The 16,503-nt window shown below is 71.2% G+C and carries 17 protein-coding genes and 1 riboswitch; of the genes, 8 read left to right on the forward strand and 9 right to left on the reverse strand.

Going from position 1 to position 16,503, the window contains the following annotated elements; translation table 11 throughout:
* Window position 1 precedes the first annotated feature (1 nt).
* Window positions 2-1,027 carry a thiamine ABC transporter substrate-binding protein gene (locus DGO_RS02140; RefSeq protein WP_014683832.1) on the reverse strand — a complete coding sequence of 342 codons (1,026 nt, stop codon included), beginning with the start codon at window positions 1,025-1,027 and terminating at the stop codon, window positions 2-4.
* Between the two features lie 55 nt (window positions 1,028-1,082).
* Window positions 1,083-1,175: riboswitch (TPP riboswitch) on the reverse strand.
* 129 nt (window positions 1,176-1,304) lie between these two features.
* Here DGO_RS02140 and DGO_RS02145 point away from each other — a divergent pair.
* Window positions 1,305-1,733: an NUDIX domain-containing protein gene (locus DGO_RS02145; protein ID WP_014683833.1), complete on the forward strand. Its 429-nt coding sequence runs from the start codon at window positions 1,305-1,307 to the stop codon at window positions 1,731-1,733.
* Window positions 1,734-1,752: 19 nt separating this feature from the next.
* On the opposite strand, the gene DGO_RS02150 is transcribed toward DGO_RS02145, so the two are convergent.
* A complete protein-coding gene (locus tag DGO_RS02150) occupies window positions 1,753-2,505 on the reverse strand; it encodes a PIG-L deacetylase family protein (RefSeq protein ID WP_014683834.1) in 753 nt (250 codons plus the stop codon).
* Between the two features lie 128 nt (window positions 2,506-2,633).
* On the opposite strand from DGO_RS02150, the gene queG reads away from it, so the two are divergent.
* Window positions 2,634-3,764 (forward strand): tRNA epoxyqueuosine(34) reductase QueG, encoded by a 1,131-nt coding sequence (queG, locus tag DGO_RS02155; protein ID WP_014683835.1) that lies wholly within the window; start codon window positions 2,634-2,636, stop codon window positions 3,762-3,764.
* A gap of 36 nt (window positions 3,765-3,800) precedes the next feature.
* On the forward strand, window positions 3,801-4,181 hold the full coding sequence (locus tag DGO_RS02160) for a nuclear transport factor 2 family protein (protein ID WP_043800667.1): 381 nt from the start codon (window positions 3,801-3,803) through the stop codon (window positions 4,179-4,181).
* Window positions 4,182-4,305: 124 nt separating this feature from the next.
* Here the strand turns inward: DGO_RS02160 and DGO_RS02165 are convergent, their stop codons facing one another.
* The 3 genes from DGO_RS02165 to fba form a co-directional block, all read right to left on the reverse strand.
* Window positions 4,306-6,807 (reverse strand): S8 family peptidase, encoded by a 2,502-nt coding sequence (locus DGO_RS02165; RefSeq protein ID WP_043800671.1) that lies wholly within the window; start codon window positions 6,805-6,807, stop codon window positions 4,306-4,308.
* 211 nt (window positions 6,808-7,018) lie between these two features.
* Window positions 7,019-7,735, reverse strand: coding sequence for a hypothetical protein (locus DGO_RS02170; RefSeq protein ID WP_226991417.1), 717 nt, complete (start codon window positions 7,733-7,735; stop codon window positions 7,019-7,021).
* A gap of 157 nt (window positions 7,736-7,892) precedes the next feature.
* Window positions 7,893-8,834, reverse strand: a complete 942-nt coding sequence (fba, locus tag DGO_RS02175; protein WP_014683839.1) for a class II fructose-1,6-bisphosphate aldolase — start codon at window positions 8,832-8,834, stop codon at window positions 7,893-7,895.
* A gap of 96 nt (window positions 8,835-8,930) precedes the next feature.
* Between fba and DGO_RS02180 the strand changes: the two genes are divergently transcribed.
* Genes DGO_RS02180 through murI form a run of 3 tightly spaced genes read left to right on the forward strand, consistent with a single transcriptional unit; the run spans window position 8,931 to window position 11,349 of the window.
* Window positions 8,931-10,175 carry an aminotransferase-like domain-containing protein gene (locus DGO_RS02180; RefSeq protein ID WP_043800678.1) on the forward strand — a complete coding sequence of 415 codons (1,245 nt, stop codon included), beginning with the start codon at window positions 8,931-8,933 and terminating at the stop codon, window positions 10,173-10,175.
* A complete protein-coding gene (locus DGO_RS22995) occupies window positions 10,172-10,477 on the forward strand; it encodes a nucleoside triphosphate pyrophosphohydrolase family protein (protein ID WP_014683841.1) in 306 nt (101 codons plus the stop codon). The genes DGO_RS02180 and DGO_RS22995 overlap by 4 nt, the downstream gene beginning before the upstream one ends.
* Entirely contained in the window at window positions 10,474-11,349 is an 876-nt protein-coding gene (gene murI / locus DGO_RS02190; protein ID WP_014683842.1) for a glutamate racemase, read from the forward strand. The genes DGO_RS22995 and murI overlap by 4 nt, the downstream gene beginning before the upstream one ends.
* Before the next feature lie 782 nt (window positions 11,350-12,131).
* Here murI and DGO_RS02200 read toward each other — a convergent pair.
* From DGO_RS02200 to DGO_RS02210, 3 genes are read right to left on the reverse strand one after another with little or no spacing between them, the layout of a single operon-like run.
* Complete coding sequence (locus DGO_RS02200; RefSeq protein WP_014683844.1) at window positions 12,132-12,740, reverse strand: DNA-binding protein; 609 nt, start codon at window positions 12,738-12,740, stop codon at window positions 12,132-12,134.
* A gap of 44 nt (window positions 12,741-12,784) precedes the next feature.
* Window positions 12,785-13,333, reverse strand: coding sequence for a 5-formyltetrahydrofolate cyclo-ligase (locus DGO_RS02205; RefSeq protein WP_014683845.1), 549 nt, complete (start codon window positions 13,331-13,333; stop codon window positions 12,785-12,787).
* Window positions 13,334-13,386: 53 nt separating this feature from the next.
* Entirely contained in the window at window positions 13,387-14,322 is a 936-nt protein-coding gene (locus DGO_RS02210; protein WP_014683846.1) for an acyltransferase, read from the reverse strand.
* Window positions 14,323-14,553: 231 nt separating this feature from the next.
* On the opposite strand from DGO_RS02210, the gene DGO_RS02215 reads away from it, so the two are divergent.
* The gene (locus DGO_RS02215) at window positions 14,554-15,171 is read left to right on the forward strand and encodes a class I SAM-dependent methyltransferase (RefSeq protein ID WP_050920648.1); all 618 of its coding nucleotides are present in this window, start codon (window positions 14,554-14,556) and stop codon (window positions 15,169-15,171) included.
* A 21-nt stretch (window positions 15,172-15,192) separates the two neighbouring features.
* On the opposite strand, the gene DGO_RS02220 is transcribed toward DGO_RS02215, so the two are convergent.
* Window positions 15,193-15,501, reverse strand: a complete 309-nt coding sequence (locus DGO_RS02220; protein WP_014683848.1) for a hypothetical protein — start codon at window positions 15,499-15,501, stop codon at window positions 15,193-15,195.
* 102 nt (window positions 15,502-15,603) lie between these two features.
* Between DGO_RS02220 and DGO_RS02225 the strand changes: the two genes are divergently transcribed.
* Window positions 15,604-16,347, forward strand: a complete 744-nt coding sequence (locus DGO_RS02225; protein ID WP_014683849.1) for an exodeoxyribonuclease III — start codon at window positions 15,604-15,606, stop codon at window positions 16,345-16,347.
* Window positions 16,348-16,503: the final 156 nt, after the last annotated feature.

Here is a 16,503-nt window from a genome sequence, read left to right on the forward strand (position 1 = left end):
CTTACCTCCGCAGGACGTTGGTCACCCAGGCGTCCACGAGGCGCTGCGGGTTGGCCGTGATCTCGGGCTTCACCGCCGGCACGCCCGGCTCCTGCGCAAAGCGGAACACCGGGTCGAGCTTCACGCCGCTGGTCGCCGGGTACACCCACATGCGCGTCGGGAAGTCGGCCTGCACGGGGCCACTGAGCATGAAGTCCACGAACTTGCGCGCCAGGGCCGCCTGCTTGGCCCCCTTGAGGATGCCCACGCCCTCCAGCTGCCGGTAGGTGCTGCCGGGCAGGAACAGGTTGCCGGTGGGGGCCTGGGCGGGCAGCTTGGCGGGGTCGTAGCCGTCGGCGTAGAACACCTCGGCGGCGGGGCTGCTCGCGTAGCTCAGCACGATGGGGTACTTGCCGCCGTTGCGCGAGAACTCCTTGTTGTAGCTGTCCGACCAACCGCGCGTGAGCTTCAGGCCGTTGGCCCGGGCCTCGCGCCACCAGCTCCAGGCCCCCGCCTCGCCGTAGTGGTTCACGGTGGCGAGCAGAAAGGCCAGGCCGGGGCTGCTCGTTGCGGGGCTGGCGACCACCGTCAGCTTGGCGTACTGCGGCAGCTTGAGGTCATCGAGGGTTTTGGGCAGCGCCAGACCCGCCTTCTGGAAGTAGGCGCGGTCGTAGTTCAGGGCGACGATGCCGGTGTCCACCGTGTTCAGCAGCCCGTTGTCGTCGAGGCGGTCGGCGGCCGGCACCTTCGCCAGGTTGGGCGACCTGTAGGGCGTGAGCAGGTCGGCCTGCCGGGCGCGGGCGATCATGGAGTTGTCCAGGCCGTACACCACGTCGGCGATCGGCGCGCGGCGGGTCAGGATGAGGCGCGAGAGCATCTCGCCCGCGTCGCCGCCCTTCACGAAGCGCACGCGCACGCCATTGGCCTGCTCGAAGCCCGCCACCAGCTTCTTGTCCACGTCGAAGGAATCGTGGGTGATCACGGTCAAGGTCGTCTGGGCCTGGGCGGCCCCCAGCAGAAAAGCACCGACAGTCAGCAACTTGCGCATAAAAAAGCCCCCTCGCGTCACGAGAGGGGAGGCGGGGGCCGCGCACGCACGCTGGCGGCCGGCCCGGTCACGCTCCCTCCGCCGGAATGACCCGGATCAGGTTCCTGGGGTATGTCTCAGCCCGCAAAGGGCACCCCCGGTGACGCGCGCGCAGCATAGCGCCTGAAGACGCAGGAAGTGGGACGCGGGTCCTGTCGTACGCCCCGCTTTTTTCTCGGCGGGTCGCCAGCGACAAATCCCGCTTTCTCCACTCCGCCCTTCCCAGTACCCTGCCCCCATGACCTTTCACCTGATCGCCTGGGCCGTGGTGCAGGACCCGCAGGGCCGCGTGCTGCTGGGCCGCCGCGCGGGCACGGGCTACGGCGCGGGGCTGTGGGGCCTGCCGGGCGGACACGTCGAGCCGGGCGAAACGCTGGCCCAGGCCGCCGCCCGCGAGGCCGCCGAGGAGGTCGGGGTGCGCCTGGACCCGGCGGGGCTGCGCGCCCTGGGCGTCTCGCGCTACGACACGGGCGGCCTCCAGGGCTGCGACTTCTTCTATCTGGCGCGGCGCTGGGAAGGCGCGCCCACGCCCCGCGCCCAGACCTCGGAGGTCGGCTGGTTCGGCCTGGACGACCTGCCCCCCGATATCCTCCCCTGGCTGCCCGCCGCCCTCGCGACGCACCTCACGCGCGGCGACTGGCTTGTCGAGACGGTGGGGGAGGCGTGACCCGGTTCACCCTCCGGCCCTAGTACAGATAATCCCGCGCCGGCAGGTGAGAGACCCGCAGGTTGAAGCGCTCGGCGGCCTGCACGCCCGCCATGCGCCCCACGCCCGCGCGCCCCTCGCGGAACAGTTCGGGGGTCCAGGCCCACTTGTAGAAGGCCTGGTAGAAGCTCATGACCTCGGCGGCGACCTCCAGCGTGTCGGCTGTGTCCACGAACACCTCGGGGTAGGGGCTGGCGGGGGCGTAGTACTGGTAGAAGCGCACCGTCTCGCGCCAGGCGTCCAGGCGCGCGGCGTCCTCGCCACTCTCCATCGCCGGGTCGCCGCTGAGGTCGGGGGCAGGGGCCATCGCGGGCCGCCGGGCCTCGTTGATGATCTTGGGAATGCGCGCCAGCGTGATCGCGTCAAAGGCGATCTTGGCGGTCATGCGGTGGTCGGGGTGGGGGTGGTCGTCGCTCCAGGTGATGACCGCGTTGGGCCGGAAGGTCGCGTACAGCCGCGCGAGTTGCAGCGCCTCGTCGCGGCCGCCGGTCATGCGGCTGTCGCCCATGTCGAAGAAGTGGAACTTCGCGCCGATCTTCTCGGCCACCCACGCGCCGTGCTCGCGGCGGATGCGCCTCACTTCCTCGTGCGGGGTGTCCCCGAACTGCGAGGCGAGTTCGCCCAGGGTGGTCCAGACGAGCAGCACCTCGTCGCCGCGCGCCGCGTGCCGGGCCAGGGTGCCGATACAGCCGATCTCGTCGTCGGGATGGGCAAAGACCGCCATGATTCGCATGTCCCGGAAGATAGAGCAGTGGGGCGCGCCCTGCCCTGGGCAAAAAGCTCATTCATTTCCGGGTACCGTCCCCGACTGCGGCCTGATATCCAGTGCGGCGCGCCGCGCCCCGCGCATACTGCCCGGGTATGCCGGCTGCCGAAACCCTCGCCGACCTCGCCGTGTCCCTGGGCGCGGACGCCGTGGGCTGGGCGCCCGCCCGCGTGCCCGCCGGGGCGGTGGCCGAGTACGCGGGCTGGCTGGGCGCGGGCTGGCACGCCGGGATGGACTACCTGGAGCGCCAGTTGCCCGACCGCGCCGACCCGGCCCGCAAGCTGGAGGGCGCGGCCAGCGTGCTGGTGCTGGGCGTCTCGCACGCCTTCGCGCCGCCGCCCGTGCCCGCCGGGGGCATCCGCCTAGGCCGGGTGGCGCGCTACGCCCAGACGCCCGACTACCACGACCAGCTTCAGCCGGTGCTGAGCCGAATCGAGCAGGAGGCGGCCGGGCTGGGCGTGCGGGCGCGCGGCTACGTCGACCACGGGCCGGTCATGGAGCGCCTGTTCGCCTCGGGGGGCCTGCTGGGCTGGCGCGGCAGGTCGGGGATGCTGGTCAGTACGCGGCTCGGCGCCTTCGTGACGCTGGCGGTGGTCCTGACCGACCTGCCCTTCGGGGGCACGGACACGCCCCATCCCGACCGCTGCGGGCGCTGTTTCCGCTGCGGCGTGGCCTGCCCGACCGGAGCCATCGGGCCGGAACGCACCATCGACGCGCGGCGCTGCGTGTCGTACCTGACGGTCGAGCACCGGGGGCCGGTGCCGCACGACCTGCGCCCCGGCATCGGCGACTGGCTGCTGGGCTGCGACGTGTGCAGCGAGGTCTGCCCCTGGTCGCAGAAGGCCGGGCCGCTCGCCGGGCTGCTGCGCCCCGACCCCGAGCTGGCGCACCCGGACCTGACCCGCTTTTTCGGCGTCAGCGAGCGGAAGTTCGCGCGTGACTTCGCGGGCACGCCGCACCTGCGGCCCCGGCGCAAGGGCATGGCCCGCAACGCCCTGACGGTGGTGGGCAACCTGCGCGACCCGGCCGGCTGGCCGCTGCTGGACCTCGGTGCGCAGGACCCCGCCTGGGAGGTGCGCGAGGCCGCCGCCTGGGCCCTGTGGCGCTGGGACGAGCCCCGGCGCCTGCGCGCCCTGCTGGACGACCCCGACGAGCGGGTGCGCGCCGCGGCCTTGAGCCTGACTTCACCGACCCCTGACCTGGGGGCCACTTTGCAAGATGCGTGACCCTCGGGCCCCAGGGCGCTGTGTTGAGGTGAGGGCATGGCGAACCTCACCGAGACCTTCATGCAGGCCCTCCAGCAGACCGAGCAGAGCGGCGACCCCTCCGGGCTGGTCGAGCTGTTCGCGGACGGCAGCACCCTCCAGAACCTGACCACCCGCACCTGGGAGGGCAAGGAGGGCGCCACGCAGTTCTGGCAGACCTACCTCGACAACTTCGCCAGCATCCGCAGCGAGTTCTCGCAGAGCGCCGACACCGGCAGCTACGGCGTGATGGAGTGGACCGGCAAGGGCGAGCTGAAAAACGGCCAGCCCATCGAGTACCGGGGCGTGAGCATCATCGAGCACGACGGCCAGAAGGTCAGCGCCTTCCGCACCTACTACGACTCCGCCGCCTTCCTGGCCCCCGAAGCCAAGAGCTGAAGCCTATAAAGCAGACCGGACGCCTCCGCAAAGGGGCGTCCGGTTTCGCTGTATTTTTGGGTTCTCGCTTCGCCAGGGTCACGGAAGGCGCGGGGTCTCGCCGCGATTTCCGTGACCACCGCCCTCAGCGCATCAGCCAGTCGAAGCTCGTCTTCATGAGCAGGTTGCGGCTGTTGGGGGTCAGGCCCTCCATCCCGAAGCCCATGTTCACGGTGCGGTAGGCCCCGGCGGCGTTCACCACGATGGCTCCGGCGTCCTCGCCCGCGCTCTGGGCCCGCACGCGGGGGCGGTTCTGTGCCTGGGCCTGCGTGTTGCCGCCCAGGATCTGGTTCAGCAGCCCGCTCACCACTGTGCGCGCCAGCCCTTCGACCAGACCGCGCGGGTCCTGCACCTTCTGCGCGGCGCGCTGGCGGTTGGGGTCCACCCGGATGCTCTGGGCGGTGATGGTGCTCGCGTTGGCGTTGGCACTGCCCCAGCCCGCCACGACCTGCCCGCTGCCGGTGTTGGCCAGCACGTCGGGGTAGTACTGGTTGGCCGCGCTGCCCGAGGCGTTCAGGGTGAAGGCCGTGTTGCCGAAGGCCCCCTTGGTCACGAACTTGGTCTGGCCGCTGGAGTCGGCCACGAAGCGCGTGCCCAGCACGCCGGTGTAGAAGTCGCTCGACCCGATGTCGTAGCCCACGTCCTGCCCGGTCACGAGCAGGTGCCCGCCGCCCTGGAGGTACTGGCGCAGGGTGGCCTGGTCGTTGGCCGGGATGGTGTTCTGGTACGACTCGCCCGTCGCCCACACCACGATGTCGGCCTTCTTCATCTCCGAGAGGGGCACGGCGCCCTGGTTCTGCACGTTCCAGACGAAGGCTCCGCCACTGGCCGCGTTCGCCTTGACGGCGTCACGCAGCGCAGCCGTCACGTCCGCCCCCTGACCCCGGTCGGCGTCCACCAGCAGCACGCGCGGCTTCTGGCCGCTGTTGCCGGTGCCGGTGGTCGGGGTGGGGGTCGGCGTCGGGGTGGAGGTCGAGGCGCTGTTCTTCACGAAGCAGCCCTTGGTCACGCCGGGGGCCGGATCGTTGTTGCCCCACTCCTGCACTGTGCACAGCAGGGTGTTCGAGGAATCGTTGGTGCCGAACACGTACTTGCCCGCCGTGCCGAAGGCCACCGCCTTGTTGGCGACGTTGGTGCAGGTGCCGCCCTCGACCGCGCACAGCGTGTAGCCGTCCGGGCCGGTGGGCTGCGCCGCCGGGGTCGGGGTGGGCGTAGGCGTCGGGGTCGGGGTGGGGGTCGGCGTAGGGGTGGAGCCTGAGCCCCCCACACTCACGCCCAGCTTGCCCAGCGCGCCCGGCACGCTGATCAGGCCGTAGCCGGTGTTGTTGTTCTTGGCGCTGGCGTTGCTGGCCGAGGTGTACAGGGCGTTCTTGATCGCGTCCACGCCCGTGCCCGGCTTGGCCGAGAGCAGCAGGGCGACCGCGCCCGCCGCGATGGGGCTGGCCTGCGAGGACCCGCTCTTGGCGCCGTACTTGCCGCCGGGGTAGGTGCTCGTGATCTCTACGCCGGGCGCGGCGATGTCGGGCTTGACGAACACGCCGTTGATCTTGCCCTGCCACGCGACCGGCCCACGGCTGCTGAAGGACGCGACCTGCCCGTCCTGGCCCACCGCGCCCACGCCGATGGCGTCGGGGAGGTTGCCGGGGCTGCCGGTGGTCGCGCTGTTGGGGCCGAAGTTGCCGATGGCGAAGACCGGCACCACGCCCGCCTTGAGCATGTTCTGCACCGGCACGATGAACTCGTCGAAGGTGCCGGGGATGCCCAGGCTCATGTTCACGACGTTCGCGCCGTCGTTCGTGTCGGCGTTGTTGTCGGGGTCCAGCACGTACTGCATCCCCGCGATGACCTGCGCGAAGGTGCCCTCGTTGTTTGGCAGCACCAGGGCGCTGATGACCTTGGCGTCGGGGGCCACGCCGGTCTTGCTGCCCACCAGCAGGCCCGCCGTGTGCGTGCCGTGGTCGGTGGTGTCGTGCGGCTGCGCGTTCTGCACGCGGTCGCCCGCCGCATTGAACTCGGCGAAGGCCGCCACCTTGCCCGCCAGATCGGGGTGCGAGGCGTCGATGCCGCTGTCGAGGTGCCCGATGCGGATGTTCTGGCCCTTGAACCCGGCGGCCCAGGCCTGCGGCGCGCCGATCTTGTCGAGATACCAAGGGGTACCGGCCGGCGAGCTGCTGTCGCTCAGGGCGACCGCCTTGGGAATCTGGACCTTGAAGTTCTCGAAGACCTCCGACACGAAGGGCAGCAGCGAGATGGCGCGCGCCTGCACCGGGGTCAGGGGCACGTAGATGCTCTGGTCGAGCCACAGCTGGGTGGCCCGGCCCGAGTTCAGGGCGCTTTGCAGGAAGCCGGCGGTCGGCCCCAGCTTGGAGAGCTGCCCGGAGAGCTGCACGCGCAGGTCCTTGAACAGCGCGCGGCCCTGGGGTGTGTTGGCGACGTTGAAGCGCACGATCACGCCGACCTGCGTCTGGTCGCCCGCGCGCGCCCGCTGGAGGAGGGTGGGGGACAGCGTGCCCGCGCTGGCCTGCGTGGCGCTGCCCAGTGCGAGCGCGGCGCCCAGCACCGTCAGAACCTTGGCTGATCTCTTCATGCGGCCCAGCCTACCGGGGCGCACTTGACGCCCCCTGAAGGTCAGGTGAGGAGTCCTTGAGAGGCCGTCAGGCCCCCGTCAGAGGAGCCGGACGGTGCGGAGCAGGGTAGGCCCAGGAAGCGCGGTCAACTCCCCGATTGCTACCCACTGGCGGGCGCTGGCTTGGGCCTTGTGGGCGCGGGGCCGCCTTCTCTGTGCCTCTGTCCTTTGCTCAGTGGTCGTAGCGCAGGATCAGTTCGCCCTCGTTGAACACGCCCTTGACGAGGCTGGTACGTTTGTAGGTCAGCATGATCTGGCCGCTGCCGAGCTGGTAGAGGTTGAACTGGCCCCGGATGCCGTTCTGGGTATCGGGGTTGTGACCGCGCAGGTTCCACTGGTATCCGCCCCGGATATCCACCGTGCGGTCGGGGGCGCTGCTGACCTGGACGGCCGTGGGCTTGAAGGAAAAACCCTCGGGCACGCGCAGTTCGCCGGTCTTGAGGTCGAAGCTCAGGCCGCGCAGCAGGCCGTTCAGGCCCGGCGCGTCGCCCAGGGTCACGCGGGTGGGCTCGCGGATCACCGGCATCTTGACCGTCTTGCCGGTCGGGGTCGGCACCGGCTGGAAGGCCAGATACCGGCCGAACTCCTCCTTGCTGATCCCCAGGCGCATGTCGTAGACCGGCACCTCGCCGCGCGCCGTCGAGGCCAGCACGGCGCGCAGGGCGTCGGGGCTGCCCCCCACCTCGATGACGCGCTGTTGCAGGTCCACGACCGTCAGGCGCGTTTCGAGCCGCATCACCTGGGCCGTCTCGCCCACGCCGGGCAGCAGGCCGGGCAGGCGGCTGAGCGACACGGCCGCGACACTCTGCGCCGGCAGGGCCGACCCCGCGACCGTCAGGGCCGAAAGCAGCGCCAGCGCAGGCAGAATGAGAACACGGGGGGCCGTCATACCAGAAGCGAGCATAGGTCCGGACGGTGAGAATTTCTCCGCGCGCAGGCTCATTTCGCTCGCCTCTTGCGTCAGCCGCCGGTCAGCTTGGCGGCCCGGAACGGCGAGGCCCCCACCGGCGCCGGAGCGCGGGCGGGGGCCCGGTCGCCGCAGGGGCTCAGCGCACCTGAACGGGGGCGGGACCGGCCTTGCCGACGCTGCCCAGCACGCCCATCTTGTGCTCGATGATCTGGGACATGACCTCGCGGGCCGGCCCGAAGATCTTGCGGGGGTCGAACTCCTTGGGGCTGGCCTTGAGGATCTCGCGGATGCCCACGGTGCTCGCCAGACGCAGGTCGGTGTCCACGTTCACCTTGGCGATGCCGTGCTTGCAGGCCTCGCGCAGGTCCTCGTCGGCGATGCCCACGGCCTCACCGATCTCGCCGCCCGAGTCGCGGAAGCGCTGGGTGATCTCGGCGGGCACGCCCGAGGAACCGTGCGCCACGAGCGGGATGCCCAGCAGCTCGCCGATCTTCACGATGCGCGCCTGGTCGATGTACGGCCGGCCCTTGCCCTTGTACGCGCCGTGGCTGGTGCCGATGGCGATGGCGAGGTAGTCCACGTTGGTCTGGTCCACGAAGGCGACGGCTTCCTCGGGATCGGTCAGGAAGGCGTCCTTCTCGTCCACGACGACGTGCTCCTCGACGCCGCCGAGGCGGCCGATCTCGGCTTCCACGCTGATGCCCATGGCGTGCGCGGCCTCGACGACGCGCCGCGTTTCGGCGACGTTCTCGTCGAAGGAGTGGTGCGAGGCGTCGATCATGACGCTGGTGAAGCCCATCTTGATGGCGTTCAGGGCCGAGGCGTAGGAGCTGCCGTGGTCGAGGTGCAGCGCGACGGGCACGGTGGCGCGCTCGGCGATGTCCTTGACGATGTTGGCGAGGTCCTGGCCGCCGTACTTGATGGCGCCTTCGGACATCTGCACGATGACGGGCGAGCGCAGGCGTTCGGCGGTATGGATGATCGCCTGGGTGATCTCCATGTTGTTGGTGTTGAACGCGCCGACGCCGTACTTGCCCTCGCGGGCGGGAATCAGGATGTCGTTACCGGTGACGAGCATGGTGTGCCTCCTTAAGCGTCCCCACTTTACCCGCCCCGGCCCCCGGGCGGTATGGGCCGGGCTGGACGGGTGAGACCCCGGCGGTAGGATGAGGCCATGACCCCCGTGTCTCCCGCCAGCGCCCCGGCGCGGCCCTTCGACTTCGACTCGGCGCTCTCGGCGCGCGCCCGGACCATGCAGTCGAGCGCCATCCGCGAGATCCTGAAGATCACCCAGCGCCCCGACGTGATCTCGTTCGCGGGCGGGCTGCCGGCCCCCGACCTGTTCCCGATGGAGGACGTGCGCCGCGCCGCCGACGCCGCCCTGACCCGCTACGGCGCGGCGGCCTTGCAGTACAGCACCACCGAGGGCCACCCGCCCCTGCGCGAGTGGATCGCCGCCCAGGCCGGCATTCCGGCGGGCAACGTGCAGATCGTGACCGGCAGCCAGCAGGGCCTGGACCTCCTGGGCAAGCTCCTGATCGGCGAGGGAGACGTGGTGCTCGTCGAGGCGCCGACCTACCTGGGGGCCCTGCAGTCCTTCCAGCCGTACCTGCCGCAGTACGTCGAGATGCCTACCGACGGGGGCGGCATCGACGTGGAGGCCCTGGAAGGCATCCTGAAGGCCCAGCAGGCGGCGGGGCGGCCCGCCCGGTTGCTGTACGCCATCCCCAACTTCCAGAACCCCACCGGGCGCACCCTGAGCCTGGAGCGCCGCGAGCGCCTCGTCGAGCTGACGGCCGAATACGGCGTGCTGCTGCTCGAAGACGATCCCTACGGCCAACTGCGCTTCACGGGCGAGGCGCTGCCCAGCCTGTACGAACTGGGCCTGCGGCGTAGCGGGGACGTGGACCGCAACCACGTCATCTACAGTTCGTCGTTCTCCAAGACGCTGGTGCCGGGGCTTCGCGACGCCTGGGTGCAGGCCGCCGCGCCGATCATCTCCAAGCTCATCCAGGCCAAGCAGGGCGCCGACCTGCATACCCCCACCCTGAACCAGATGATCGTGACCGAGCTGCTGCCCATCCTGCCCGCGCAGATCGAGCGGGTGCGGGCGGCCTACGGCGAGCGCGCGCGCCTGATGGTCACGGCCATCCGCGAGCACCTGCCCCCCGAGGCCGAGTTCACCGAGCCGCAGGGCGGCATGTTCCTGTGGATCACGCTGCCGGAGCGGCTGGATACCGAGGCCCTGCTGCCGGGCGCGGTCGAGCGCCGGGTGGCCTACGTGCCGGGGCGGCCGTTCTTCGCGCTGGGCGGCGGGCACAGCACCATGCGCCTGAGCTACAGCAACGCCTCGCCGGCCCAGATCGCCGCCGGCATGGCGGCCCTGGGCGAGACGGTGCGCGGGGCGCTGGAGGAATGACGCGGACCACCGCCGATGTGCTGGCCGAGGTCGGGCGCGAACGCGAACGCCAGACCGCGAAGTGGGGCGTGCAGACGCTCGACCCGCCGGTGTGGCTGATGGTGCTGGGCGAGGAGGTCGGCGAGGCGAACCAGGCGGCGCTGGAGCACCAGTTTCCCGTGCTGGACAAGCGCGCGGCGCAGGATGGCCCCAGGACCCTGGACGCCTACCGCACCGAACTCCTGCACGTGGCGGCCGTCGCCGTGGCCGCCATCGAGAGTCTGGACCGGCAGCGCGCCGGGCAGGGAACCGCGCAGCCGTGAGCCGTGAGGCCCCCCTGGGCGTGTTCGACAGCGGCGTGGGCGGCCTGAGCGTCCTGGCCGAGGTGCGGCGCGAGCTGCCCCACGAGGACGTGCTGTACCTCGCCGACACGGCGCACCTGCCCTACGGCGAGCGCAGCGACGACGACCTGCGCGACCTCACCCTGCGGGCGGTCACGGCGCTGCGGGCGCGCGGCGCGAAGGCCGTCGTGGTGGCGTGCAACACCGCCTCGGCCTTCGGGCTCTCGCACGTGCGCGCGGCGTACCCCGAGCTGCCCATCCTGGGGCTGGTGCCGGCCGTCAAGCCCGCCGTGCAGGCCACCCGCAGCGGCGTGGTGGGCGTGCTGGCGACCCCCGGCACCCTGCGCGGCACGCTGCTCTCGGGCGTGATCCGCGACTTCGCCGACCCGGCGGGCGTGCGCGTCATGCAGGCCGTGAGCACCGAACTCGTGCCCCTGGTCGAGTCGGGCGAGGCCGGGGGCGCGCGCACCCGCGCCGTGTTGCGCGAGGTGCTGACCCCGCTGGCCGAGGCCGGGGCCGACCAGCTCGTGCTGGGCTGCACGCACTATCCCTTCCTGGCCCCCACCATCTGCGCCGAGTTCGGTGAAGCGTTCGCGCTGCTCGACAGCGGCGCGGCGGTCGCCCGGCACACCCGGCGCGTGCTGGAGGGAGCGGGCCTGCTCGCCGGGCGCACGCAGGGGGCGCAGGTACGCTATTTCGTGACCGGCGACCCGCAGCGCGCGGTCCCGGTCATGGCGGCCCTGCTGGCGGCCACCGGGCAAAGCGGCCACAATGAGGCCCCGTTTCCTTCCTCCGACCCCCTTCCCGGCGCGGCTCCGGCCCCGCTGCCCAGAATCGAGCCGATCCAGACATGACCCCATCCAGAACCGCCCTGCCCGTCCGCGAAGGCCGCGACCTCCTGACCCCCCGCCCCATCCGCGTGACGCGCGGCGTGAACCCGCACGCGCCCGGCAGCGCGCACCTGTACGTCGGCCGCACCGAGATCATGGCGACCGTCACGCTGGAGGACAAACCCGCGCCCCACATGCGCGGCATGAAGGAAGGCTGGCTGACCGCCGAGTACGCCATGCTGCCGCGCGCCACCGACAACCGTCAGGCCCGCGAGCGCAACCTCCAGAACGGGCGGCGGCACGAGATCCAGCGCCTGCTGGGCCGCGCCCTGCGCTCGAGCATGGACCTGCGGCCCTTCCGCAACCAGACCCTGTACATCGACTGCGACGTACTGGTCGCCGACGGGGGTACCCGCGTGGCGAGCATCCTGGCCGGGCACGCCGCGCTGCACGACTTCTGCGACCGCCTGATCCAGAGCGGCAAGCTCAGCGACTGGCCCATCCGGCACAACGTCGGGGCCATCAGCGTGGGGCTGGTCGGCGAGGAACTGCGCGTGGACCTCGACTACGCCGAGGACAAGGTGGCCCTGGCCGATCTGAACGTGGTCGCCACCGACACCGGGCGCATCGTCGAGGTGCAGGGCGGGGCCGAGGCCGGTCCCATCTCGACCGCCGACTACACCCGCCTGCTGGAAGCCGGAGTGGCGAGCGTGCAGACCGTGATGAAAGACCTCACCCGGCAGCTGTCGGTGATTCGGGGTCTGGAGTAGGCGGCGGGGGCAGGCCGCCCCCGCACCGCCCGGCGGTCAGCCTGCGCTGGCGGCCGGTTCCTCCTCGCCCAGCGGCGCGTGGTCGGGACCGGCACGCAGCTTGCGGCTCTCCAGATCGGCGTGCTGGGTCAGGTAGCGCAGCCAGCCCTTGGCGGTCAGCGGCCCCAGTCCGTTGTGCTCGACCACGAAATCGTCGTCGGGCGGCGACTGGTGCAGCTGCCGGGCGAGGTCCACGGTCGCCGCGCGCGCCTGTCCCAGCATCAGCCGGAGCTGGGGCAGCGTGGCGGTCTCGGGCGGGCGGTAGCCGCGCGACTCGTCCCGCACGAAACTGCGCTGCCCCAGCGCCACGCGCACGCGGTTCTGGCCCCAGCGCTCGATGCCGATGATGTGCGCGAGCACCTCGCGGTTCTCGGGGGTGTCGCTGGCCTTCCCGGCCCGCTCGGCCAGCGACACCCCGCCGCGCTCCAGTCCCTGGGCGAGGTCGGTGAAGCTGCTGCGCCCGGCGGGCCGCTCCAGCACGTTGGCAACGACAAATTCCTTGAGTTCGCCCTTGCGGCGGCGGGCCAGCAGCGCCGCGCCGGCCGCCACCCCCATGGTCGCGACGGTGACCACGGCGGGCAACAGGGCCTTGTTCTTCTGCGACATGCCGCAGTCTAGAGCGGCGGGCGCGCCGCAGGGCCGGACTCCGCTTAGGCCTGGCTAAAGGCCGGGTCCGGCCGGTGGACCCCGCGCGGCGTGGCGATCAGGGCCACGCGCGAGTCGGGTGCGCAGGGCAGGGCGGGCAGCAGCATGACCGGATGCGCCAGCGTGTACTCGGGCAGGACAGGGGACAGCCCCAGGCCGCGCGCTCCCCACCCGAAGCCCTTGCCCAGCCGCCCGCCCGTGAGGTCGGCGGCGACGCAGGCCAGCACCGCCGCCTGAGCCCCTTCGGGGTGCCGGGCCGCCTCGCCCACGGCCGCCATGCGGCCGAGCTGCGCGCCTGCCGGGTCCGTGAGCCGCCAGTACCAGCCCGCGCGGTGCCCCTGCGGCACGTATAGCGTGACGCCCGAGGCCAGCGCGAGGCGGCGCAGGGGCAGCAGCGCACGCTCGGGGCCGACGACCAGCGTGCGCAGCGGCGCGACCTCGGGGTGGGCCAGCAGGCGGCGCGCCGCGCCCAGCGTCCCCACGAAGTTGGGGCAGTGCCCATGCGGCGGCAGCGGAAAGGCGCACAGCCGCGCGGCGGCGAGCCGGTCCCACATTGCCGTGCGGACCGCTCCGGCGCTCCGGGACAGGGGACCGGGCGGGAGGTCGCTCAGCCCTCGCCCGCCGTTCCCAGGGACGCGGCGACCACCGGAGTCGGGGTCTGGGCCGCCGCCGGGGCCGCCTCGGGCGCGCGGGTCTGGCCCGGCGTGGGGTCGGGGAACTGCGGGTTGGCCTTGCGGTCGGGCACACGGGGATGGCGGCTGGCCTCGATCTCGTACTCCTGGCCCTCGGGGCGCAGCTTGAAGCGCGTGACCCGTGCGGGTACCCCCATGGCGATGCCGTGCGGCGGGATGTCGCCGCGCAGCAGGGCGTGGGTGGCGAGCATGCCGTCGTCGCTGACCACGCTGCCGGCCAGCACCGTCGAGTGGTAGGTGATGCGCGCGCCCCGGCCGATCACCGTGCGCCGCAGCGTCACGTCGGGGCCGTCGAGCACCGAGTGGGTGTGGCTGTAGATGTTGACGTAGTCGCTCACCGAAGCGTCGTCGTGCAGTTCGATGCCGCCGATGTCGTCGAGCAGCACGTGACGGTGGATCACCACGTCGTCGCCCACCTCCATGTTGTAGCCCACCGAAAACTCGACGTTCTGCCAGCACTTGAAGTTCCGGCCGACCTTCTTGAAGATGTGGCCCGCCAGCACGCGCCGCAGCGCGATGCCCGTCACGGGATTCTGGCCGAAGGGCGTCAGGTCGAGGTTCTTCCACAGCCACAGCAGCGGTTTGACGCGGGCGAACTTCTCCTGGTCGGTCGCCATGTAGTACTCGGCCTCGAAGGTCACGTTGCGCGGGTCGAGGTTCAGGGCGGCCATGGGCGCGTCCGCGAGCAGTTGCGCGTAGGGGCGGCCGTACATCACCTCGGCCAGCACGTCGCGGCACAGCTCGGCGCGGCCTTGCTGCGGGTCGGCCAGGCGGCGTTCCAGGTCGGCCAGAAAGTGGTCGAAGGCGTTCTGCGCCTCCGCATGGATACCGATGGGCACGAGCCAGGTCACAGCCCGGAGTGTAGCAGTTGACCGGAAAGGTCAAGTTGGGCAGACGGGCAGGCCGGGGCCCCCCCAAGAAATCCTGAAGGGGTCAGAGCAGAATTCAGAGAGGCAGGGTGGTCCTGGGTTTCTCTGAATCGAGTGGGGGAACACCGGAGAAGGGGAGGGGCCAGAAGTGAAAAGGAAGGGCCGGTAGCCTACCCACCCAGTCCACTTCTGGCCTCGGTCAGACTCGGTGGCGTGAGCGACCTCCCGATACGCGACGCCCTGCTCTCCAGCCGTGCCGGCGTGGACTGGCCCGCCGAGCCTCTGCTGGACCTCCTGGACATCTCGCCGGGAAGTGCCGTGCTGGAGGTGGGGGCTGGGAACGGCCGTCTGCTGCGCCGCCTGATGGAACGGGGGCACACCGGCCCCCTGGAAGGTCTGGACCTCCAGGCGGGGCCAGGCGTGCGGTCAGGCGACGCCCACGCGCTGCCCTGGCCGGCAGCCACCTTCGACACGGTGTTGCTGGTCCGGGTCTTGACCCACCTGGCGAGGCCTGCGGCAGCTTTACAAGAGGCCTGGCGGGTCCTGCGGCCGGGAGGCCTGTTGGTGGTGGCCGCCCACGGCCCGGATCACCTGAGCGCCACCTGGACAGCCGCCGGCCGACCCACCACGCGACCAATGGCCTCTGTGGAGGCTCCGCCGGTGCTGTCCTCTCCTTCCCTCGTTGACATTCGCCTGCCTGTCCTGCTGACCCATACGGACAGAGACAGGCTGGTGCAGTCCTACGGATCGGCTATGGGCACCCCGGATGGACCGGAGGTGCTGGCCGACCTCCTGCATCTGCGCGCCGTACGGTACGGCAAGACCACCTGACGGAAGGCGCGGCCAGGCAGATCAGCGGTCGAACTTGCTGTAACCGGCGGCGCTGCGGCGCTGGGCCCCACGCGCATAGTCCATCTGCATCTCGACTGTCTCGTGCTTGCCCTCGGTGAAGGTGCTGTCGTGAATCCAGTAGTTCAGGCGGTCCTCGCCGAGCTGGACCCAGAACTTGTGTTCGTCGGCGGGGTCGCGCCAGAAGGAGACGTGCTCGAAACCGTTGTGCTCGGCCCACGCGCGGATATCGTCGAGGACGCGCGGCGCCTTGGGGTGGGTCATCTTGAATTCCTGGCCGTCCGACTCGTTGAAAAACTTGATCTCCACCATGGTGGGTCCAGCGTACCCCAGCCGGGGTGTGGACTGAGTACGGGTTGGTTGAGCAGGCCTTGACGGATGCCGTGGGGGCCTGCGCTATGCTCCGGCGCGGCGATGCTCAAGGTCACGACCCTCAATCTCAACGGCTTACGGAGCGCGCTGCGCAAGGGGTTCCGGGAGTGGCTGGAGCGCGAGCAGCCCGATGTGCTGCTGCTTCAGGAAGTGCGCGCCGACCCCATGCCGGACGCGCTGCCGGGCTACGCGGGCGCCTGGTTCCCCGCCCGGAAGGCCGGGTACAGCGGGGTGGCGATTCTGGCCCGCCATCCCCTGGAGGACGTGCGTCTGGGGGCGGCCCACGCCGAACTCGATGCCGAAGGCCGCATGGTCGGCGCGGTCGTGGAGGGCGTGCGCTTCGTGAGCGTATACCTGCCCAGCGGCAGCAGCGGCCCCGAGCGTCAGGGCTTCAAGGACCGCGTACTGGGCGACTACCACGCCTGGGTCGCGGGTCTGATGGCCGAGGGACCGCTGGTCATCGGGGGCGACTACAACGTGGCGCACCGCAACATCGACCTGAAGAACTGGCGCAGCAACGGCAAGAACAGCGGCTTCCTGCCCCACGAACGCGAGTGGATGACGGCCCACCTCGCCTCGGGCCTCACCGATACCCACCGCGCCGCCCTGGGCGAGGAAGCTGCCTACACGTGGTGGAGTACGCGCGCCAACGCCTATGCCAACGATGTCGGCTGGCGCATCGACTACCTGCTCGCGGCCGGGGTCGAGGTGACGGGCGTGCGCGCCGACCGCGAGGCGCGTCTGAGCGACCACGCCCCCCTGAGCGGCTGGGTCGCAACCCCCTGAACGCTGTCACGCGGGCGGACCCCTGCCCCGGAGGCTGAGCCGCAGTCCGAACAGGGAAGATGACCCGTCTGAAAGCCGGCCGAACTCACCGGCCTCCCGTGCCTTGACCGAACGCAGAGCAACTGTGGTGGCGTAAAGGTCGCGTCAGGGCGGGCG

It is taken from the genome of Deinococcus gobiensis I-0 (genome assembly GCF_000252445.1).
GTDB classification, from domain to species: Bacteria; Deinococcota; Deinococci; order Deinococcales; family Deinococcaceae; genus Deinococcus; species Deinococcus gobiensis.

Bases quoted from the DNA above. Each gene is read 5' to 3' on its own strand.
- DGO_RS22995 (WP_014683841.1), top strand. From the start codon at position 10,172: ATGACGCGGACCACCGCCGATGTGCTGGCCGAGGTCGGGCGCGAACGC.
- DGO_RS02165 (WP_043800671.1), bottom strand. From the start codon at position 6,807: ATGAAGAGATCAGCCAAGGTTCTGACGGTGCTGGGCGCCGCGCTCGCA.
- DGO_RS02180 (WP_043800678.1), top strand. From the start codon at position 8,931: ATGACCCCCGTGTCTCCCGCCAGCGCCCCGGCGCGGCCCTTCGACTTC.
- DGO_RS02150 (WP_014683834.1), bottom strand. From the start codon at position 2,505: ATGCGAATCATGGCGGTCTTTGCCCATCCCGACGACGAGATCGGCTGT.
- fba (WP_014683839.1), bottom strand. From the start codon at position 8,834: ATGCTCGTCACCGGTAACGACATCCTGATTCCCGCCCGCGAGGGCAAG.
- DGO_RS02140 (WP_014683832.1), bottom strand. From the start codon at position 1,027: ATGCGCAAGTTGCTGACTGTCGGTGCTTTTCTGCTGGGGGCCGCCCAG.
- DGO_RS02205 (WP_014683845.1), bottom strand. From the start codon at position 13,333: ATGTGGGACCGGCTCGCCGCCGCGCGGCTGTGCGCCTTTCCGCTGCCG.
- DGO_RS02170 (WP_226991417.1), bottom strand. From the start codon at position 7,735: ATGACGGCCCCCCGTGTTCTCATTCTGCCTGCGCTGGCGCTGCTTTCG.
- DGO_RS02160 (WP_043800667.1), top strand. From the start codon at position 3,801: ATGGCGAACCTCACCGAGACCTTCATGCAGGCCCTCCAGCAGACCGAG.
- DGO_RS02225 (WP_014683849.1), top strand. From the start codon at position 15,604: ATGCTCAAGGTCACGACCCTCAATCTCAACGGCTTACGGAGCGCGCTG.
- queG (WP_014683835.1), top strand. From the start codon at position 2,634: ATGCCGGCTGCCGAAACCCTCGCCGACCTCGCCGTGTCCCTGGGCGCG.
- DGO_RS02200 (WP_014683844.1), bottom strand. From the start codon at position 12,740: ATGTCGCAGAAGAACAAGGCCCTGTTGCCCGCCGTGGTCACCGTCGCG.
- DGO_RS02220 (WP_014683848.1), bottom strand. From the start codon at position 15,501: ATGGTGGAGATCAAGTTTTTCAACGAGTCGGACGGCCAGGAATTCAAG.
- DGO_RS02145 (WP_014683833.1), top strand. From the start codon at position 1,305: ATGACCTTTCACCTGATCGCCTGGGCCGTGGTGCAGGACCCGCAGGGC.